The organism is Shinella sp. JR1-6 (genome assembly GCF_004284735.1).
Taxonomy (GTDB): Bacteria; Pseudomonadota; Alphaproteobacteria; order Rhizobiales; family Rhizobiaceae; genus Shinella.
On sequence record NZ_SHMI01000004.1, the window covers coordinates 153,460 to 172,809 of the forward strand.

16 protein-coding genes and 1 other RNA gene are annotated in these 19,350 nt (G+C 64.4%); 16 read left to right on the forward strand and 1 reads right to left on the reverse strand.

Annotated features, from left to right (window positions below; all coding sequences use genetic code 11):
- Nucleotides 1-33 precede the first annotated feature (33 nt).
- The 16 genes from EXZ48_RS08415 (at nt 34) to aqpZ (EXZ48_RS08490) (ending at nt 17,712) form a co-directional block, all read left to right on the forward strand.
- Nucleotides 34-1,215: an FAD-binding oxidoreductase gene (locus EXZ48_RS08415; protein ID WP_130515319.1), complete on the forward strand. Its 1,182-nt coding sequence runs from the start codon at nt 34-36 to the stop codon at nt 1,213-1,215.
- A gap of 41 nt (nt 1,216-1,256) precedes the next feature.
- Nucleotides 1,257-1,652: RNase P RNA component class A (gene rnpB / locus EXZ48_RS08420), an RNA gene on the forward strand.
- Nucleotides 1,653-2,072: 420 nt separating this feature from the next.
- Entirely contained in the window at nt 2,073-2,513 is a 441-nt protein-coding gene (mraZ, locus tag EXZ48_RS08425) for a division/cell wall cluster transcriptional repressor MraZ (protein WP_023516122.1), read from the forward strand.
- A 14-nt stretch (nt 2,514-2,527) separates the two neighbouring features.
- Nucleotides 2,528-3,553 carry a 16S rRNA (cytosine(1402)-N(4))-methyltransferase RsmH gene (gene rsmH, locus EXZ48_RS08430; protein ID WP_023516121.1) on the forward strand — a complete coding sequence of 342 codons (1,026 nt, stop codon included), beginning with the start codon at nt 2,528-2,530 and terminating at the stop codon, nt 3,551-3,553.
- 3 nt (nt 3,554-3,556) lie between these two features.
- A complete protein-coding gene (locus EXZ48_RS08435) occupies nt 3,557-3,958 on the forward strand; it encodes a hypothetical protein (protein ID WP_023516120.1) in 402 nt (133 codons plus the stop codon).
- A complete protein-coding gene (locus EXZ48_RS08440) occupies nt 3,958-5,706 on the forward strand; it encodes a penicillin-binding protein 2 (RefSeq protein WP_130515321.1) in 1,749 nt (582 codons plus the stop codon). Before EXZ48_RS08435 ends, EXZ48_RS08440 begins: the two co-directional genes overlap by 1 nt.
- 64 nt (nt 5,707-5,770) lie before the next feature.
- Complete coding sequence (locus tag EXZ48_RS08445) at nt 5,771-7,222, forward strand: UDP-N-acetylmuramoyl-L-alanyl-D-glutamate--2,6-diaminopimelate ligase (RefSeq protein ID WP_130515323.1); 1,452 nt, start codon at nt 5,771-5,773, stop codon at nt 7,220-7,222.
- Nucleotides 7,219-8,652 (forward strand): UDP-N-acetylmuramoylalanyl-D-glutamyl-2,6-diaminopimelate--D-alanyl-D-alanine ligase, encoded by a 1,434-nt coding sequence (locus EXZ48_RS08450; RefSeq protein ID WP_130515325.1) that lies wholly within the window; start codon nt 7,219-7,221, stop codon nt 8,650-8,652. Before EXZ48_RS08445 ends, EXZ48_RS08450 begins: the two co-directional genes overlap by 4 nt.
- Before the next feature lie 116 nt (nt 8,653-8,768).
- Nucleotides 8,769-9,869 carry a phospho-N-acetylmuramoyl-pentapeptide-transferase gene (gene mraY, locus EXZ48_RS08455; RefSeq protein WP_023516116.1) on the forward strand — a complete coding sequence of 367 codons (1,101 nt, stop codon included), beginning with the start codon at nt 8,769-8,771 and terminating at the stop codon, nt 9,867-9,869.
- A gap of 7 nt (nt 9,870-9,876) precedes the next feature.
- Complete coding sequence (gene murD, locus EXZ48_RS08460; RefSeq protein WP_050744533.1) at nt 9,877-11,274, forward strand: UDP-N-acetylmuramoyl-L-alanine--D-glutamate ligase; 1,398 nt, start codon at nt 9,877-9,879, stop codon at nt 11,272-11,274.
- Nucleotides 11,275-11,341: 67 nt separating this feature from the next.
- Nucleotides 11,342-12,496 (forward strand): putative lipid II flippase FtsW, encoded by a 1,155-nt coding sequence (ftsW, locus tag EXZ48_RS08465; RefSeq protein ID WP_023516471.1) that lies wholly within the window; start codon nt 11,342-11,344, stop codon nt 12,494-12,496.
- A 9-nt stretch (nt 12,497-12,505) separates the two neighbouring features.
- Nucleotides 12,506-13,642, forward strand: coding sequence for an undecaprenyldiphospho-muramoylpentapeptide beta-N-acetylglucosaminyltransferase (gene murG / locus EXZ48_RS08470; protein ID WP_130515327.1), 1,137 nt, complete (start codon nt 12,506-12,508; stop codon nt 13,640-13,642).
- Nucleotides 13,639-15,054 carry a UDP-N-acetylmuramate--L-alanine ligase gene (gene murC, locus EXZ48_RS08475; protein ID WP_023516473.1) on the forward strand — a complete coding sequence of 472 codons (1,416 nt, stop codon included), beginning with the start codon at nt 13,639-13,641 and terminating at the stop codon, nt 15,052-15,054. Before murG ends, murC begins: the two co-directional genes overlap by 4 nt.
- Nucleotides 15,051-16,025 carry a UDP-N-acetylmuramate dehydrogenase gene (gene murB / locus EXZ48_RS08480; RefSeq protein WP_050744536.1) on the forward strand — a complete coding sequence of 325 codons (975 nt, stop codon included), beginning with the start codon at nt 15,051-15,053 and terminating at the stop codon, nt 16,023-16,025. The genes murC and murB overlap by 4 nt, the downstream gene beginning before the upstream one ends.
- Before the next feature lie 136 nt (nt 16,026-16,161).
- Nucleotides 16,162-16,899 carry an aquaporin Z gene (gene aqpZ, locus EXZ48_RS08485; RefSeq protein ID WP_130515329.1) on the forward strand — a complete coding sequence of 246 codons (738 nt, stop codon included), beginning with the start codon at nt 16,162-16,164 and terminating at the stop codon, nt 16,897-16,899.
- 126 nt (nt 16,900-17,025) lie between these two features.
- Complete coding sequence (gene aqpZ / locus EXZ48_RS08490) at nt 17,026-17,712, forward strand: aquaporin Z (protein ID WP_130515331.1); 687 nt, start codon at nt 17,026-17,028, stop codon at nt 17,710-17,712.
- A gap of 64 nt (nt 17,713-17,776) precedes the next feature.
- Here aqpZ (EXZ48_RS08490) and EXZ48_RS08495 read toward each other — a convergent pair whose 3' ends face one another.
- Nucleotides 17,777-19,081, reverse strand: coding sequence for an MFS transporter (locus EXZ48_RS08495; RefSeq protein WP_130515333.1), 1,305 nt, complete (start codon nt 19,079-19,081; stop codon nt 17,777-17,779).
- Nucleotides 19,082-19,350: the final 269 nt, after the last annotated feature.

Below are 19,350 nucleotides of genomic sequence, written 5' to 3' on the forward strand. Positions count from 1 at the left end.
TGCTATGCCATCGGTGAAAAGCGAGGGTAGGGCATGGATCGGCATTTCGATTTCGTCGTCGTGGGCAGGGGCATGATGGGGGCGGCGGCCGCGCGCCACCTTGCCGCAACGGGCGCTTCCGTGGCGCTCGTCGGGCGGGGAGAGCCAGCCGACTGGCAAAAGCACGACGGCGTCTTCGCCAGTCACTACGACAGCGGCCGCATTACCCGCACGATCGACCAGGATCCGGACTGGGCCCTGCTCGCCAAGCGGTCGATCGCCCGCTACCGCGCCATCGAGGCCGAGAGCGGCATAGAGTTTTACGGCGAGGCGGGTTGCCTCATCAGCGGCCCCGCCGGTGGCGATTTCCTCAATGCCGTGGAGGCGGTGGCGAAGCGCTATGCGCTGGAGGCGCCGCTGCTCGACCGGACGGCACTGCGGGCGCGGTTCCCCTGGTTCGACCTGCCGGAAAGTTCGGCCGGCGTCTTCGAGGTAAAGGGGGCCGGCTATGTCGATCCGCGCAAGCTTGTCGCCGCGCAGGTCGCTTGCCTTGAAAAGGCCGACGGCGTTTCCATCCTCGACGATGCCCTGTCCGTGACGGATGCCGGCGAGCGCGCTTCGGTGGCGCTGAAGTCTGGCGGCACGGTCACCGGCGGGCGCGTGCTGGTGGCGACGGGCGGCTTTTCCCGCACCTCGGGGCTTTTGCCGAAGGTGCCGGCGCTCGTCATCAAGGCCCGCACGGTCGTGCTGGCGCAGCTTTCGCCGGGACAGGCCGAGGCCTATCGCACCATGCCGTCCTGGATCGACGAAAGCGCCGATCCGAGCGACCATTTCTACTTCCTGCCGCCGATCGTCTATCCGGACGGCCATTCCTATCTCAAGATCGGTGGTGATCCGACCGAGGTCGAGATCGAGGACGAGCAGGCGATTCGCGACTGGTTCCGCGGGGAGGGGCGTCCGGAGGCGATCGTGCATCTGAAGCGCCTGCTTGCACGGTCGATCCCCGATCTCGATCCGGTCCGTCTTGTCTCGGTGCCCTGCGTCACGACCTATACGGTGCACGGCTATCCCTATGCCGGTTTCGTGGAGGGGGACCGCATTGCGCTCCTGACCGGTGGCAACGGTGCGGCGGCGAAGAGTTCCGACGAGATTGGCCGCATCGGTGCGGACCTGGTGATTCGCGGAAAGATGGACGAGCCGGACTACAAGACGGATTTTGCGGTTCATTTCCGCTAAGCCACTGGCCTTTCCCTTCGGTATCGGTTAGTCAGCGCCTGCCAGTTGGCCGGGCAGCCGCGCCTTGCAAGTGCCGAAAGGCCGCAGGGGGAGGAAAGTCCGGGCTCCACGGAAACACGGTGCCGGATAACGTCCGGCGGGGGCGACCCCAGGGAAAGTGCCACAGAAAGCAAACCGCCTTCCTCGGAAGGTAAGGGTGAAAGGGTGGGGTAAGAGCCCACCGCGGCCATGGCGACATGGACGGCAAGGTAAACCCCACCGGGAGCAAAACCGAATAGGGATGACGCGAAGCGTGCAAGCGCTTCAGCCTGTTTCCGGGCCGGTCATCCGGGTGGGTTGCAAGAGGCCGGGCGCAAGTCCGGTCCCAGATGAATGGCTGCCACGTTCCGGCGAAAGCCGGAGCCATACAGAACCCGGCTTACAGGCCAACTGGCAAAAATCTCTCGTCGCATGACGATTTTTCACGACGTGCTAATGCGCTGAATTCCTTGGGGTTCGCGCATGGCTTGCCGTGCGTCGAAACGCACGCGGCCAATGTTTCGATCCGTGCAAATACAAGGTGTTGGCAGGCCGTTCCTAACCATTTGTTAAACTTAACGCCTTATAAACATTTGACGGTCTCACTACGAGGAACGAGGTCACTTCCCATTGACGCCCATATGGTCCCATGGTATCCCAAACCCACACTGCACGAGGACGCATGAGCGTCCGATCATCGCAAAGCTTTGAGGCTAACCGGCTGGGGACGGTGCGGCGCGTAGGCGACGCATCAGGGCTGGCTTGCGTGCGCGGTGTTGTGTTGGGTGAGCCGGGGCGGATGCACAGCGCCATGGCTCTGGAAGCGGCTGTATCGCGTCATGAACCGGTTCCTGTCGAATGCGACAAACAGGATCGATGCCAAGGGGCGGGTTTCCGTTCCTTCGGCCTTTCGCTCCGTGCTGTCGCAGCGCGACATCCGGGAGCTGTACTGCTTCCAGGATTTCTTGTTTCCGGCGATCAGCGTCGGCGGGCTGGATCTTCTCGATCGTTTCGAGCGCCAGATCGCCAGCGAGGATGTTCTTTCGCCGCAAGCCAATCGGATGTCGCTCCTGGTTCACGGGGGCGGGGTCTTCATGAAGCTCGATTCGGAAGGGCGCCTGCCGGTCACGGATTTCATCCGGGACTATACGGGTATTGCCACGGACGTGACCTTTGTCGGTCGGGCGGATCATTTTCAGCTCTGGGCACCGCAGACATTCCTAGCCACACAGGCGGCCGCCCGGGAAGAGTTCAGGACGCGAGGTCTGGGCTTGGGGTAAGACGGAGAATCGGAATGGCGGCGGATCTTGGCGGAGGTTTTTCTGATGCCGATGGCGGATCGGTCCGTCACATTCCGGTTCTTCTCTCCGAGGTTCTTGCGGCGCTTGCGCCGAAACCCGGCCAGGTCATCCTCGATGGCACGTTCGGTGCAGGCGGGTACACCTCCGCAATCCTCGCCGAGGGGGCGGATGTTATCGCGCTTGACCGCGATCCCAACGCCATTGCCGGCGGCCAGGGGCTTGTCGCGGCCTCCGGAGGCCGGCTGAGCCTCATCCATTCGCGTTTTTCCGAGCTTGCCGAACACGCGCCCGCGGGCGGGCTTGACGGTGTCGTGCTCGATATCGGCGTGTCCTCCATGCAGATCGACGAGGCCGAGCGCGGTTTCTCGTTCCAGAAGAACGGCCCGCTCGACATGCGCATGTCCGCATCGGGCGTTTCGGCCGCCGACGTGGTGAACCGCGCAAAGGTTTCCGACCTCATCCGCATCTTCGGCTTCCTCGGCGAGGAGAAGCAGGCCGGCCGAATCGCCCGCGCCATCGAGAAGGCGCGCGAGAAGGAGCCCTTCACCACGACGCGCCAGCTCGCCAACCTCATCGAGCTGACGACGCCGCGCAAGGCCAAGGACAAGATCCATCCCGCGACACGCGTCTTCCAGGCGCTGCGCGTCTTCGTCAACGACGAGCTCGGCGAGCTCGCCGAGGCCCTGTTCGCGGCCGAGCGGGCCCTGAAGCCGGGCGGGCGGCTCGTCATCGTCTCCTTCCATTCGCTGGAAGACCGGATCGTCAAGAAATTCTTCCAGGATCGCGCCGGAAAGGCGGCAGGGTCGCGGCATCTGCCGCAAGTTCACGACAAGGCCGCAACCTTCGCACCAGTCGGGCGCCCTATGGTGGCGGCCAGCGACGAGGAGAGCGCGGTCAATCCGCGCGCCCGATCCGCGAAGCTGAGGGCGGGCGAGCGCACGGGCGCTCCTGCCGGGACGGATGACCTGTCCATTTTCAACCTGCCGAACCTTGCCGACCTTGCGAAGATGGGAAGCTGAGTGATGTTCCGTACCCTTGATGTCGTGATGATAGCGGTCATGACCACAGCAGCCACCGTCACCTATTCGATCAAGCACCAGGCGGAGAACAAGCGGGAAGAGGTGCGCAAGCTCGATGCCGAGATCAAGCTGGAAGAGGACACGATCGACCTCCTCAAAGCGGACTGGGCGCTGCTCACCCAGCCGAACCGCCTGAACCGCCTGGTGAAGACCTTCGAGACGGACCTGAAGCTCGTTCCGACCGAATCGACCCAGCTCGCCCAGCCGAACGAGCTGCCCATGCCGATGGCCGAGCTGCCGGCGCTGGAGCCGGAGAAGGACGACAAGGTCGCCCAAAACGACAAGAAGAACAAGAAGAAGGCGAAAGAGACGGACGCAATCCAAACCGGATCGGTGGCAAACTGATGTCGTTTCTCTCCCGCATCATGGACCTCAAGAGCAAGGCGCATTTCAGTGCCGGCGGCAACAACAACCGTGCGACCGGCAATGGGGGCCACGCCTTCGAGGGCACGCGCAAGCGCTCCGGCTCGCAGGCCCGCAGCCGCGTCGCCGTCATCATCTGCTGCTTCGGCATGGTCTATGCCGTCATCGGCGGGCGACTCGTGCAATATGGCATGGCCTCGCCCGAAACCGTGTCCTCGATCGGTCCTGCCGACCACCTGATGGCTTCGCGCCCCGACATCGTCGACCGCAACGGTGAAATCCTCGCCACCGACATCCGCACTGTCTCGCTCTATGCCGAGCCGCACAAGATCGTCGATGCGGACGAGGCGGTGGAAATGCTCGCGACCGTCATGCCCGATCTCGATCGGCGCGGCATCTACCGCAAGCTCACCTCGAAATCCCGCTTCCAGTGGCTGAAGCGCCAGCTGACGCCCAAGCAGCAGAGCCGCATCCTGGCGCTCGGCATTCCCGGTGTCGGCTTCCGGCCGGAAAAGCGCCGCTTCTATCCGGGTGGCGTCACGGCCTCGCATATCGTCGGTCACGTCAATATCGACAACCGCGGCATTGCCGGCATGGAGCGCTACATCGACAGCCAGGGTCTTGCCGACCTTGCCGCGATCGGCATGACGAGCGATGCCAAACTGGAACCGGTGCGCCTGTCCATCGACCTGCGCGTCCAGGCCATCGTGCGCGAGGTCGTTGCGACGGGCATGGAGAAATACAAGGCCATCGCCGCCGGCGCCGTCGTGATGGACGTACATACGGGCGAGATCCTCGCCATGGCCTCGGTGCCGGACTACGATCCGAACAACCCGGCCGAAGGCGCCAAGGACGGCTGGATGAACCGCATGTCGAACGGCACGTTCGAGATGGGCTCGACCTTCAAGAGCTTCACAACGGCCATGGCGCTCGATTCGGGCAAGGTGAAGATCACGGACAGCTTCGATGCCCGCGCGCCGATCCGCATCGGCGGCTTCACCATCAAGGACTTCCACGGCAAGCACCGCGTGCTGACCGTGCCGGAAATCTTCCAGTACTCTTCCAATATCGGTACGGCCAAGATGGCCGACGTCGTCGGCATTGCCGGCCACAAGGAGTTTCTGACGCGGCTCGGCCTGCTGACGAAGCTCGAGACCGAGTTGCCCGAGGTGAAGACCCCGACGCAGCCGCGCGAATGGAAGAAGATCAACTCCATCACCATTTCCTTCGGCCACGGCGTCTCGACGACGCCGCTGCAGACGGCGGTGGCTGCGGCAGCGCTGATGAACGGTGGCCTCCTGATCAACCCGACCTTCCTGCCGCGCACGGCCGAGGAGGCGAACGAGGTGGCGAAGGTCGTGGTCAAGCCGGAGACCGGCGACAAGATGCGCTACCTTTTCAAGCTCAATGCGAATGACGGTTCCGGTCGCCGGTCGCTCGTTCCGGGCTTCAACGTCGGCGGCAAGACGGGTACGGCCAACAAGGTCGTCGGCGGCCGCTATTCCAACACCCAGAACTTCAACGCCTTCCTCTCGGCCTTCCCGATCGACGACCCGAAATATGTGGTCCTCACCTTCATCGACGCGCCGCAGACGGGCGAGGGCGGGGGGCGCACCGCCGGCCTCAACGCCGCGCCGATGGTCGGCGAGATCATCCGCCGCTCGGCCGCGCTTCTCGGTGTAAAGCCGAAATTCGGTGAGGACGGGTCTGCCTTGCTCGTGTCTTATTGAATGGAGAAGACGGGAAGCCGATTCGAATGGAAACGGTTTCCACTGGAAAGCAGCAGAGCGGACAATGAAGATCAGTGACCTTGCCGGACCCGAAACCAACGACCTTTCCGTCGCAGCCGCGACAGACATCCGCGGCATAACCAGCGACAGCCGGAAGGTGAAGCCGGGCGATCTCTTCGTCGCGCTTACGGGCACCAAGGCCGATGGCAGCGCCTTCATCGCCGATGCCGTCTCGCGCGGCGCCGCCGCGGTCGTCGTTGCCGCCGGGAGCAAGGCTGACGCCTCTGTCCCGGTCATTGCGGTTGCCGAGCCGCGCCGGTTCCTGGCGCTTGCCGCCGCCCGCTTCTACGGTCGCCAGCCGGAGACCATGGTCGCAGTGACCGGTACCGCCGGAAAGACCTCCGTCGCGTCCTTCACCCGCCAGATCTGGGCCCATGCCGGCCACGCCGCCGCGATGATCGGCACGACCGGCGTCGTCGCACCCGGCCGCAACGACTATGGGTCGCTGACGACCCCCGATCCGGTGTCGCTGCACGAACTGCTCGCCGAACTTGCCGCTGCCGGCGTCACGCATGCGGCCATGGAAGCGTCCAGCCACGGGCTCGACCAGGCGCGCCTCGACGGCGTGAAGCTTGCCGCCGCCGCCTTCACCAATCTTGGTCGCGACCACATGGATTATCATCCGACGGTCGAGCACTACATGGCCTCCAAGATGCGGCTGTTCGATACGCTGCTTGCCAAGGGCCAGCCCGCCGTCATCTATGCCGACGACGAGTGGTCGGCCCAGGCAATCGACGCTGCGAAGAAAGCCGGGCTCGATGTGCGCACGGTCGGCCGCAAGGGCGACTATCTCGCGTTGAAGCGTGTCGAGCATTTCCGCCACAAGCAGACCGCCGAAATCCATGTCGGCGACGACATCTATGAGGTGCACATCCCGCTTGCCGGCGATTTCCAGGTGGCGAACGCCCTTGTGGCTGCGGGCCTTGCAATGTCGACCGGCGTTTCCGCTGCAACCGCCATGGCCGCACTCGAAAAGCTGATCGGCGCCGCTGGCCGCCTCGAACTGGTGGGGCATGCCAGGAACGGCGCGCTCGCCTATGTCGACTATGCCCACAAGCCGGATGCGCTGGAAAACGTCCTCAATTCCGTGCGCCCCTTCACGACGGGTCGCGTCATCGTGGTCTTTGGCTGCGGCGGCGACCGTGACAAGGGCAAGCGGCCGATCATGGGCGAGATCGCGACGCGCCTTGCTGACGTGACGATCGTCACCGACGACAATCCGCGCTCCGAAGTCCCCGCTGTCATCCGCTCGGAAATCATGGCTGCAGCGAGGGGGGCAACCGAGATCGGCGACCGCGCCGAGGCCATCCGCAGCGCCGTCCGCATGTTGCAGTCCGGCGATACGCTGATCGTCGCCGGCAAGGGCCACGAGGAGGGGCAGACCGTCGGTACCGCCACGCTGCCGTTCTCCGACCACGCGGAACTGCGCAAGGCCCTGGAGGAACTCGACCGTTGAAATGGCTCTGGACCACGCCTGATCTCGTCGCCGCCCTGCACGGCCGCCCCATCGGCAACCTGCCGCAGGGCGTCACGGGCATTTCCATCGACAGCCGCAACATCGGCCCCGGCGAAGCGTTCTTCGCCATCAAGGGCGACCGCGTCGATGGCCATGACTTCGCGAGCTTCGCCGTTGCCAACGGTGCGGCGCTGCTCGTTGTCAGCGAGGGCAAGCTGCCGGCGCTCGGCCGGCTCGTGACGCCGATGATCGTGGTGCCGGACGTGCTCCAGGCGCTTGTCGATCTTGGCTGCGCGGCGCGTGACCGTACGGCTGCCCGCATCATCGCCGTCACCGGCTCCGTCGGCAAGACGACGACGAAGGAGATGCTGCGCCAGGCGCTCTTGCCGTCCGGCAGCGTGCATGCCTCCGTCGCATCCTTCAACAACCACTGGGGCGTGCCGCTGACGCTCGCCCGCATGCCGGAGACCACCGACTATGGTGTCTTCGAGATTGGCATGAATCACCCCGACGAGATTCGCCCGCTGGTCGCTATGGTGCGCCCGCATGTGGCAATGATCACGACGATCGCACCGGCCCATCTCGGCAATTTCCGCGATCTTGAGGAGATCGCCGCTGCCAAGGCCGAGATCTTCGAGGGTGTCGTACCGGGCGGCCATGCCCTTCTCAACCGCGACAACGAGCAGTTCGCCTTCCTCGAAAAGGCGGCCGAAGCGGCCGGCGTCTCGCATATCCACAGTTTCGGCGCCGATCCGGCGGCCGAGTTCCGCCTGCTCGACTTCATGCCGAGCGCCGAGGGCGGGCTGCTGCGCGCCGCGGTCGGCGGGCAGACGCTGGAAGTGCCGATGGGCGCGCCCGGCCGGCACATCGCCGAGAATGCCGTCGCCGTGCTCGGCGCGGTGCATCTTGCCGGTGGCGATGTCGAGAAGGCGATGGCGGGGCTCGCCACCATGCAGGCGGAGAAGGGGCGGGGACGCCGCTACCGGCTTGCCAAGGATGGCGGCTGGTTCACGCTGATCGATGAGAGCTACAACGCCAATCCCGCCTCGATGCGCGCGGCGATCGCGCTCTTGCGCGACGCCGAGCCGCATGGCCGCGGCCGGCGCATCGCCGTGCTCGGCGACATGCTGGAAATGGGCGAACATTCGCCCCTCGTTCATGCCGGCCTTGCCGAACCGCTTCTCGAGGCGGGCATTGGCGATGTCTGGCTCGGCGGGCCTGATATGGCGGCGTTGCGCGATGCGCTGCCGGAAGGCGTTGCAACGGAGTATCGCGATACGGCGGATGCATTGGCCGCTCACGCGCTGGGCGCGGTGCAGCCGGGCGACGTTCTGGTCGTGAAATCGTCGAAAGGCACGGGATTCAGCCGTATCGTGGCGGCCCTGCTTGACAAATATCCGGCGTTCTCGGAGAGGGAACGCGAGCTTTGAGGGAGGTTCGGCCGGGCAGACGCCCGCCGGGCCTTCTTTTTTATGGAATCGACATCTCCGTCTGCGGTCGGTCACGCCGTGGATGACTTGGGGAACCTTTTGGGGAAAGGGTGACAATGCTGCTTTGGCTCGTCGAACTGGCTGACACCGTGCAGGTGTTCAACCTGTTTCGCTACATTACCTTCCGGACGGGCGCTGCGCTGTTCACCTCGGCCACCATCGTCTTCCTGTTCGGACCGATGATCATCTCCTCCCTGCGCATCCGCCAGGGCAAGGGCCAGCCGATCCGCGCCGACGGGCCGCAGACGCATTTCAAGAAGGCCGGCACGCCCACGATGGGCGGTCTGATGATCCTCGCCGGCATCGTCGGCAGTGCGCTGCTATGGGCCGACCTTTCCAACGTCTACGTGGTCGCGACGCTGCTCGTCACCCTCGGCTTCGGTGCGATCGGCTTCTACGACGATTATCTCAAGGTTACCAAGCAGACCGAGAAGGGGTTTTCCGGTAAGGCACGCCTTGGCCTCGAATTCCTTATCGCCGGGGCTGCGACCTATTTCATGATGCGGGCGTCGCTGGCGACGGGTGCCGCCGGCTCGACCTTCGGTTCCTCCATCGCCTTTCCCTTCGCCAAGGACTTCCTGCTCAACCTCGGCATCTTCTTCGTGCTGTTCGGCGGTTTCGTCATCGTGGCGGCCGGCAATGCGGTGAACCTGACGGACGGCCTCGATGGCCTTGCGACGGTCCCCGTGATGATCTCCGCCGCCTCCTTCGGCGTCATCGCCTATCTTGCCGGTAACGCCGTCTTCGCGAACTACCTGCAGATCCATTTCGTGCCCGGCACGGGTGAGCTTGCCGTGGTGCTCGGTGCGGTCATCGGCGCCGGCCTCGGCTTCCTGTGGTTCAACGCCCCGCCGGCCGCCATCTTCATGGGCGACACGGGTTCGCTGGCGCTCGGCGGCCTCATCGGTACCGTCGCCGTCGCCACGAAGCACGAAATCGTCATGGCCATCATCGGCGGTCTCTTCGTCATGGAGACGCTGTCGGTCATCATCCAGGTCGCTTCCTTCAAGCTGACGGGCAAGCGCGTCTTCCTGATGGCGCCGATCCACCACCATTTCGAGAAGAAGGGCTGGACGGAAAGTCAGGTCGTCATCCGCTTCTGGATCATCGCCGTCATCCTGGCGCTGGTCGGCCTTTCCACGCTCAAGCTGCGGTGAAGAGGCCATGATCCCCGTCACCACCTTCAAGGGAAAGACGGTCGCGCTCTTCGGGCTCGGCGGCTCCGGTCTTGCGACGGCGCTGGCGCTTGCCGCCGGCGGTGCCGACGTCACCGCCTGGGACGACAGCGCGGCAAGCGTCGAGAACGCGTCGTCCGCAGGTATCCGCACGGGTGACCTGCACAATCTCGACTGGACGGCCATCGACGCGCTGGTGCTCTCGCCCGGTGTGCCGCTCACTCATCCGAAGCCCCATTGGAGCGCGGAGCTTGCCCGCGCCGCCGGCGTCGAGATCGTCGGCGATGTCGAGCTCTTCGTGCGTGAGCGCCGGGCGCACGCGCCCGATTGCCCCTTCATCGCCATAACGGGCACGAACGGCAAATCGACCACGACGGCGCTGATCGCCCATATCCTCAAGGCGAGCGGGCGCGATACCCAACTCGGCGGCAATATCGGCACTGCGGTGCTGACGCTCGACCCGCCGAAGGCCGGCCGCTTCTATGTGGTCGAGTGCTCCTCCTACCAGATCGATCTGGCGCCGACGCTGAATCCGTCCGCCGGCATTTTGCTCAATCTGACGCCGGATCATCTCGATCGGCACGGTTCGATGGAGCACTATGCCGACGTCAAGGAACGCCTTGTCGCCCGCAGCCGGACCGCTATCGTCGGCGTCGACGACAGTTTTTGCGAACGCATTGCCGACCGCGTCGAGCGGGCCGGCACGAAGGTCGTGCGCATCTCCAAGCGCAATGTTCTGGCCGACGGCATCTATGCCGAGGGGCCGCGTCTCATCTTCGCGCAAGGTGGTGCGACCCGTGTGATCGCGGACCTCTCTTTGATCCAGACCCTGCGCGGCGCCCACAATGCCCAGAACGCCGCAGCCGCCGTCGCCGCATGCCTTGCCGTCGGTATCGGTGAGGACGAGATCCGCGCCGGCCTTGCGTCCTTCCCGGGCCTCAAACATCGCATGCAGCCGGTTGGGCGCAAGGGCGGCACGCTCTTCGTCAACGATTCCAAGGCGACGAATGCCGATGCGGCGGCACCCGCCCTGTCGAGCTTCGACCGCATCTACTGGATTGCCGGCGGTGTGCCGAAGGAGGGCGGGATTTCCTCGCTCGGTACCTTCTTCCCGAAGATCGCCAAGGCCTATCTTATCGGCGAGGCGGCGCCCGCCTTCGCGGCAACACTGGGCGAGGCGGTACCCTTCGACATGTCCGGTACGCTGGAGCGGGCGGTTCAGGACGCGGCGGCGGATGCCGAGCGGGAAGGAAACGGCCCGGTTGCCGTTCTGCTTTCCCCGGCTTGCGCAAGCTTCGACCAGTACAAGAACTTTGAAGTGAGAGGCGATGCCTTCGTGAAACATGTCGCGGCGCTGCCGGGCGTGTCCATGCTGGTCGAGGTTTAGACGAAGCGATTCCGGCAGGCGCTCGCGGCGGCTTGCGTCCGGAATGGTGGAAACAGAGGATTGAAACATGGTTAGTCGTGCCGAACGTGGTGCATTGGCGGACTGGTTCTGGACGATAGACCGGTTCTTCCTGGCGGCCTTCATCCTGTTGATGGGCCTCGGCTTCATGCTGTCCTTCGCGGCGAGCCCGCCGGTTGCCGAGCGCCTCGGGCTCGACAGCTTCCACTTCGTCAAGCGCCACGCCATGTTCCTGATCCCGGCCATCGCCGTGATGTTCGGCATTTCCTTCATGACGCCCCGGCAGGTGCGGCGGGCGGCGATGATCCTTCTCGTCATCTCGATCGCCGCCATGGTGCTGGCGCTGTTCTTCGGCGTCGAGGTCAAGGGCTCGCGGCGCTGGATTTCCATCGGCAGCTTCTCCATCCAGCCGTCGGAATTCATGAAACCGGCCTTCGTCGTCATCTGCGCCTGGCTTTTCGCCGAACACGCCCGCCAGCCGGAAATCCCCGGCAACCTCTTCGCCATCATCCTCTTCGGCATCGTCGCGGCGCTGCTCGTCGCCCAGCCCGACCTTGGCCAGACCATCCTGACCGCCGCCGTCTGGGGCGGCATGTTCTTCATGGCCGGCATGCCATGGCTCTGGATCATCGTGCTTGGCGGTGCTGCCGTCGGCGGCCTGTTGACGGCCTATACCTTCCTGCCGCACGTCGCCGGCCGTATCGACAAGTTCCTGACCGGCGAGGGCGACACGTTTCAGATGGACACGGCGCGCGAGGCGATCATCCGCGGCGACTGGTTCGGCCAGGGGCCGGGCGAGGGTACCGTCAAGCGCATCATCCCCGATAGCCACACCGACTTCATCTTCTCCGTCGCGGCCGAGGAATTCGGCATTCTCTTCTGCATGGTCATCGTCATGATTTTCGCCTTCGTGGTGATGCGCGGCCTCAACCATGCCTTCAAGGAGCGCAACGATTTCACGCGGTTCGCCGTTGCCGGCCTCGTGCTGCAGATCGGTACGCAGTCGATGATCAATATCGGTGTGAACCTCGAACTCCTGCCGGCCAAGGGCATGACGCTGCCGCTGATCTCCTATGGCGGCTCGTCGATGATCGCGATCTGCGTGACGGCCGGCTTCATTCTGGCGCTGACCCGCCACCGTCCGGAAAAGCGCGCCTCCGAGCGCAGCCTGTTCCGTGGTGGTATCATGGCGCCTGCCGAATAAGGGTTTTGCATGAACAAAGGCATCGTTCTTCTCGCCGCCGGGGGTACCGGCGGCCATCTCTTTCCCGCAGAGGCGCTCGCCCATGAGCTGAAGGCCGGCGGCTGGTCGGTGCATCTCGTCACCGACAGCCGTGCCGAACGTTTTGCCGGCAAGTTCCCGGCAGACGAGATCCATGTCGTGCCGTCGGCGACGATCGGCTCGAAGAACCCGGTCAGTGTGGTCAAGTCGCTGTTCACACTGTGGAAGGGTATTCGCGTCGCGCGAAAACTGATGGCGCGGCTGAAGCCGAAGGTCGTCGTCGGCTTCGGCGGCTATCCCACCGTGCCGCCGCTCATCGCCGCGACGGGCATGGGCATTCCCTCGATGATCCACGAGCAAAACGCCGTGATGGGCCGCGCCAACAAGGCATTGGCGAACCGCGTCAAGGCGATTGCCGGTGGCTTCCTGCCGGAAACGGACGGTCCCTATGCGGCAAAGACGGTGACGACGGGCAACCCGGTCCGCCCGGCTGTGCTCGAAGCCGCAAACATTCCCTACCAGGCCTCGACGGATGGCGAATTCCGTCTCGTGGTGTTCGGCGGCAGCCAGGGCGCGCAGTTCTTCTCCAAGGCCATCCCTTCGGCGATCGCGGCGCTCGAGCCGGCGGACCGGATGCGGCTCAGGATCACCCAGCAGGCGCGGCCGGAAGACCGCGACGAGGTGGTGCGCACCTATGGCGAGCTCGGCATTCCCGCCGACGTCTCGCCCTTCTTCACCGACATGGCCGCGCGTATCGGCAACGCCCACCTCGTCATCAGCCGCTCCGGCGCCTCGACGGTCTCGGAGGTCTCGGTCATCGGCCGCCCTGCCATCCTCGTGCCCTATCCCTATGCGCTCGATCACGACCAGGCGGCGAACGCCGCGGCGCTCGCCGCGGGCGGCGGGGCGAAGGTGATCGCGCAAGGAGAGCTCTCGACGGAGCGGCTTGCCAGCATCGTTTCGAAGGCGATGCACGATCCGGCGCGCATGACGGAGATGGCCGCAAACGCCAGAAAGGCGGGCAAACCGGATGCCGCGCGCTTGCTCGCCTTGATGGTTGAGGCTATTGCGGGCGGCAAGCCCATTGCACAGTTCAAGGGCGCACAATTCAAGGGAGAACGGCCATGAAGATGCCGCAGAGCATAGGGCTCGTTCATTTCATCGGCATTGGCGGCATCGGCATGAGCGGCATTGCCGAGGTGCTGCACAATCTCGGCCACAAGGTCCAGGGCTCCGACCAGGCGGATAGCGCCAACGTGCAGCGCCTGCGCGAAAAGGGCATCGAGGTCTTTGTCGGCCACAAGGCGGAAAACCTGGGCGACGCCGAAGTGGTCGTCGTCTCCACCGCGATCAAGAAGAGCAATCCGGAACTCGTCGCGGCGCGGGAAAAGCTGCTGCCGGTCGTGCGTCGGGCGGAGATGCTTGCCGAGCTGATGCGCTTCCGCAATGCCATCGCCATCGGCGGCACACATGGCAAGACGACGACGACCTCGATGGTCGCTACGCTGCTCGAGGCCGGCGGCCTTGACCCGACCGTCATCAATGGCGGCATCATCAACGCCTATGGCACCAATGCCCGCATGGGCGAGGGCGAATGGATGGTGGTGGAAGCCGACGAATCGGACGGCACCTTCCTGAAGCTGCCGGCGGATGTCGCTATCGTCACCAATATAGACCCCGAACATCTCGACCACTACGGCAATTTCGATGCCGTGCGCGCGGCCTTCCGCCAGTTCGTGGAAAACGTGCCGTTCTACGGCTTTGGCGTCATGTGCCTCGACCATCCGGAAGTGCAGGCCATGGTCAGCCGCATCGAGGACCGCAAGGTCATCACCTATGGCGAAAACCCGCAGGCCGACGTGCGCTTCGGCAATATCCGCATGGACGGCGCGACCTCGGTCTTCGACGTCGAGATCCGCCGCCGCCGCACCGGCCAGGTCATTTCCCTGAAGGACCTGCGCTTGCCGATGCCGGGTCGCCACAACGTTTCCAACGCGACGGCGGCGATTGCCGTTGCGCAGCGTCTCGGCATCGCGCCGGAGGCGATCGCCAAGGGGCTCGCCAGCTTTGGCGGCGTCAAGCGCCGCTTCACGCTGACGGGCAGCTGGAACGGCGTGAACGTCTATGACGACTATGGTCATCACCCGGTCGAGATCAAGGCCGTGCTGAGCGCGGCGCGCGAGGCCTGCACGGGCCGCGTCATTGCCGTTCACCAGCCGCACCGCTACAGCCGCGTCGCGAGCCTGTTCGAAGAATTCGCCGGCTGCTTCAACGATGCCGATACGGCGATGATCGCGCCGATCTATGCGGCGGGCGAGGACCCCATCGAGGGCGTCACGGCGGAGGAAATGGTTTCCCGTATCAAATCCGCCGGCCACCGGGACGCGCGTTTCCTGTCGTCGCCGGAAGCTTTGGCGCCGATCGTCGCCGGCATTGCAAAGCCCGGTGACTTTGTGGTTCTCTTGGGGGCTGGCAGCATCACGTATTGGGCGCAGGCGCTGCCGAAGGACTTGGCAGGCATTTCGGGGCAGGTGGCATGAAGCAGGTGGATGGTGCAAAACTTCTGGCGTCGTTGGGTGAGGGGATCAAGGAGGTCCGTGGCCGCCTGACGCCCGATGCGCCGATGGATCGCGTCACCTGGTTCCGGGCCGGCGGCCTTGCCGAGCTGATGTTCCATCCGCATGACGGCGAAGACCTTGCAACGTTCCTGAAGCTGGTTCCGGAGGAAGTACCGGTCACGGTGACCGGTGTCGGCTCGAACCTTCTGGTGCGTGATGGCGGCATTCCCGGCGTCGTGATTCGTCTTTCGGCCAAGGGGTTCGGTGATGTCGAGCTCGTTGGCGAGAACCGGATCAAGGCCGGCGCGATCTGCCCGGACAAGAACATCGCCGCCATGGCGCTCGACCACGGCATTGCCGGCTTCGAATTCTACTACGGCATTCCCGGCTCGATCGGCGGCGCGCTGCGCATGAACGCCGGCGCGAATGGCGGCGAGACCAAGGACCTCGTGGTGGAGGTGCATGCGATTGACCGCAAGGGCAACCCGCATGTGCTGTCCCATGCGGACATGGGCTATACCTATCGCCATTCGGCTGCGCCTGCCGACCTGATCTTCACCCACGCCGTCTTCCAGGGCGAGGCGGGTGACAAGACGGATATCCGCGCCAGGATGGATGCGGTGCGCCAGCATCGCGAGACCGTGCAGCCGATCCGCGAGAAGACCGGCGGTTCGACCTTCAAGAATCCCGAGGGGCATTCGGCCTGGAAGCTGATCGACGAGGCGGGCTGCCGCGGCGTGATGATCGGCGGCGCACAGATGTCGCCGATGCACTGCAACTTCATGATCAACACGGGTCAGGCGACCGGCTACGAGCTGGAATATCTCGGCGAGACCGTGCGCAGCCGCGTGCTGGAGCATTCCGGCATCATGCTGCAATGGGAAATCAAGCGCCTCGGCAATTTCATGCCGGGCTACGAGGTCAAGGAGTTCCTGGGCCGCGCAACGGCCTGATCCGACAACACTCTTGCTGGGGCGTTTTGACAAGCGCCCTCTCCCCCACAGGCAAGTTCACCGAAACGAAACTGTGTGACGTCGCGCCTCCGGCGCGCGATGCGGCTCTGCGCGCAGGGCCCTGATGGGGATATTCATGAACAAGAAACTCGCCGCCGAGTTCATCGGCACGTTCTGGCTCGTCTTCTGCGGCTGCGGCAGCGGAATCCTGGCTGCGGCCTTTCCGGAGAGTGGCGTCGGTCTTGCCGGTATTTCCCTAGCCGCCGGCATCGCGCTGATGGCGATGATCTACACGATCGGCGGCATTTCCGGCGGGCATATGAACCCTGCCGTTTCCGTGGGCCTTGCCATCGCCGGCCGGTTTCCGGTTGCCCATATCCTGCCCTACGCGGTGGTGCAGGTTGCCGGTGCGACGGCGGCGGGCACCGTTCTCTATCTCATCGCTTCCGGCAACGCCGGTTTCCAGGCGGGCAGTTTTGCTGCGAACGGTTACGGCGATCTCTCGCCGGGCGGCTATTCGCTGACGGCGGGTCTTGTGACCGAGGTGGTGCTGATGGCGCTCTTCCTGTTCATCATCCTCGGCTCGACCCATCGGCGTGCGCCGGTGGATTTTGCGCCCGTCGTCATCGGTCTCAGCCTGACGGCGATCAACCTCGTGTCGATACCGGTCACCAACACGTCCCTCAATCCGGCGCGCTCGACGGGTGTCGCGTTCTTTGCCGAGACGGCGGCTCTGTCGCAGCTCTGGCTGTTCTGGCTCGCCCCTCTTCTCGGCGCCATCATCGGTGCCGTGGCCTGGAGATATGTCGGAGAGGCAGACGAGGCGCAGGCGAAACCGGCTCTGGTTTCGAGCGGAAATAATGTGCTTAATTAGAAAATACGAACATTTATTTTTCCTGTTCAGCCCCTGTTCATAGGGGTTTAGCGAAAGCTATGCTGGATCGCGCGATGGTTGCGCGATGAAGCCTCGCTCCAGCGGGGTTTTGACCAGGGGGCATTCATGTTCAAGAAACTTTCGGCCGAATTCCTCGGCACGTTCTGGCTTGTCTTCGGCGGCTGCGGCAGTGCGGTGCTGGCTACCGCATTCCCGGAGGTCGGCATCGGCCATCTCGGCGTGTCCTTCGCCTTCGGCCTCACGGTGTTGACCATGGCCTATACCGTCGGCGGCATTTCCGGCGGGCATTTCAATCCCGCCGTCTCTGTCGGCCTGACGGTCGCCGGCAAATTCCCGGCTTCCAGCCTCGTGCCCTATATCGTGGCGCAGGTCGTCGGGGCGGTTGCGGCGGCGGCGGTGCTCTACCTCATCGCGTCCGGCAAGACAGGCTTCCAGGCGGGCGGTTTCGCCTCGAACGGCTATGGCGACCTGTCGCCGGGCGGTTACTCGCTAACGGCGGCGCTGGTTGCCGAAGTGGTGCTGACGGCGTTCTTCCTCATCATCATCCTCGGATCGACTCATGGCCGTGCGCCCGTCGGTTTTGCGCCGATCGCCATCGGCCTCGGCCTGACGCTGATCCACCTCATTTCGATCCCGGTGACGAACACCTCGGTCAACCCGGCCCGCTCGACCGGCGCGGCGCTCTTTGCCGATACGGCGGCGCTCTCGCAGCTCTGGCTGTTCTGGCTCGCCCCGGTCCTCGGCGCCGTGGTCGGCGCGGTGATCTGGAAGATCGTCGGCGAGGACGACTGATTGCGGACAAAAAAGAACCCGCCGCGTTGCCGCGGCGGGTTTTTTGAAGGAAGCCACGAAGGGCTCAGACTTCTTCCTTGCCCGAGAGCAGGATGCAGACGAGCGTGATGACGGCTGACAGGCCGAGATAGTATCCGACATAGGTCATGCCGTAGTTCGCCTGGAGCCACGTCGCGATATAGGGCGCAAGCGACGCGCCGAAGATGCCGGCGAAGTTGAAGGTGATCGACGAGCCCGTATATCGCACCTTCGTCGGGAAGGGCGCGGCGAGCGCCGTGCCGATCAGACCATAGGTCATGCCCATCAGCGTCATGGCGAGGATGACGAAGACAAAGATGCCGCTCTCGCCGCCCGTCATCAGGCCCGGCAGGAGGAACGAGAAGGCGCCGATCAGCACGGTCGTGAGAATCAGCACCTCCCGGCGGCCGAACCTTTCGGCAAGCTTCCCGGCCAAAGGAATGAAGAGGCCAAACAGCACCGAGCCGAGGAGCTGGACTTCCAGCGCTTCGACGAAGGGCAGCTTCAGTATCTTGACGTTGTAGGACAGCAGATAGGCCGAGCCGATGTAGAACAGCACGAAGGTGGCGAGCGCCACGAAGGTGCCGAGCACGAGGCTGCGCTTGTGGTTGCGGAAGAGCTCCACGACCGGCACCTCCACGCGCTCCTGCTTGTCGATGGCCTTCTGGAAGGCGGGCGTCTCGGTGATCGACAGGCGAACCCACAGGCCGACGGCGATCAGGATGATCGAGGCGACGAAGGGGATGCGCCAGCCCCAGGCGAGCAGCGATTCCTGCGACATGACATGCAGCAGAAGCCAGAAGACACCGGAGGAGAGGAAAAGGCCGACGGGGGCGCCGAGCTGCGGGAACATGCCGTACCAGCTGCGCTTGCCCGGAGGGGCGTTTTCGGTGGCGAGCAGCACCGCGCCGCCCCATTCGCCGCCAAGCCCGAAGCCCTGGCCGAAGCGGCAGAGCGCCAGAAGCAGCGGCGCGAGCACGCCGATCGTCTCGTAGGAGGGCAGGAGGCCGATGATCACGGTGGAGACGCCCATGGTCAGGAGCGCCGCCACCAGCGTCGTCTTGCGGCCGACGCGGTCGCCATAGTGCCCGAAGACGACCGCACCGAGCGGACGGGCGAAGAAGGCGATCGAGAAGGTTGCGAAGGACGCGAGCAGGGCAGTCGTCGGATCGCTGTTCGGGAAGAACAGCGTCGGGAAGACCAGCACGGCGGCGGTGGCGTAGACGTAGAAATCGAAGAATTCGATGGTCGTTCCGACCAGGCTTGCAAAGAGAACGCGCGCCGGGGAGTTGAGCCCGGCGCGGTTGGAATGCGTTGCGGTCGGCGACCCGGAAGCGAGCGTATCACTCATCGTGGGTGCCTTTTCTTGGTTTTGAGGCTGTCTTGGGAGGCAGCGCCGTTCTATTACGTCAACCGATCGGTCGGTGAAACAATAAAAGTACGCTGAACGGTAAAAAATCGTACTTTTCGTACGCTTTCGGGTGATCCCGCATTTACCAAGCCTTTGCGGGCAGGCGGCGGCCGTTCGGTGCCGCTTTAGGAAGAGCTAAATTTTTCTTTTTCTTGCGTCCGTCACAACTCTCTGATTCCAGAGAGAGAATCGAAGCGTGACTTGATTCG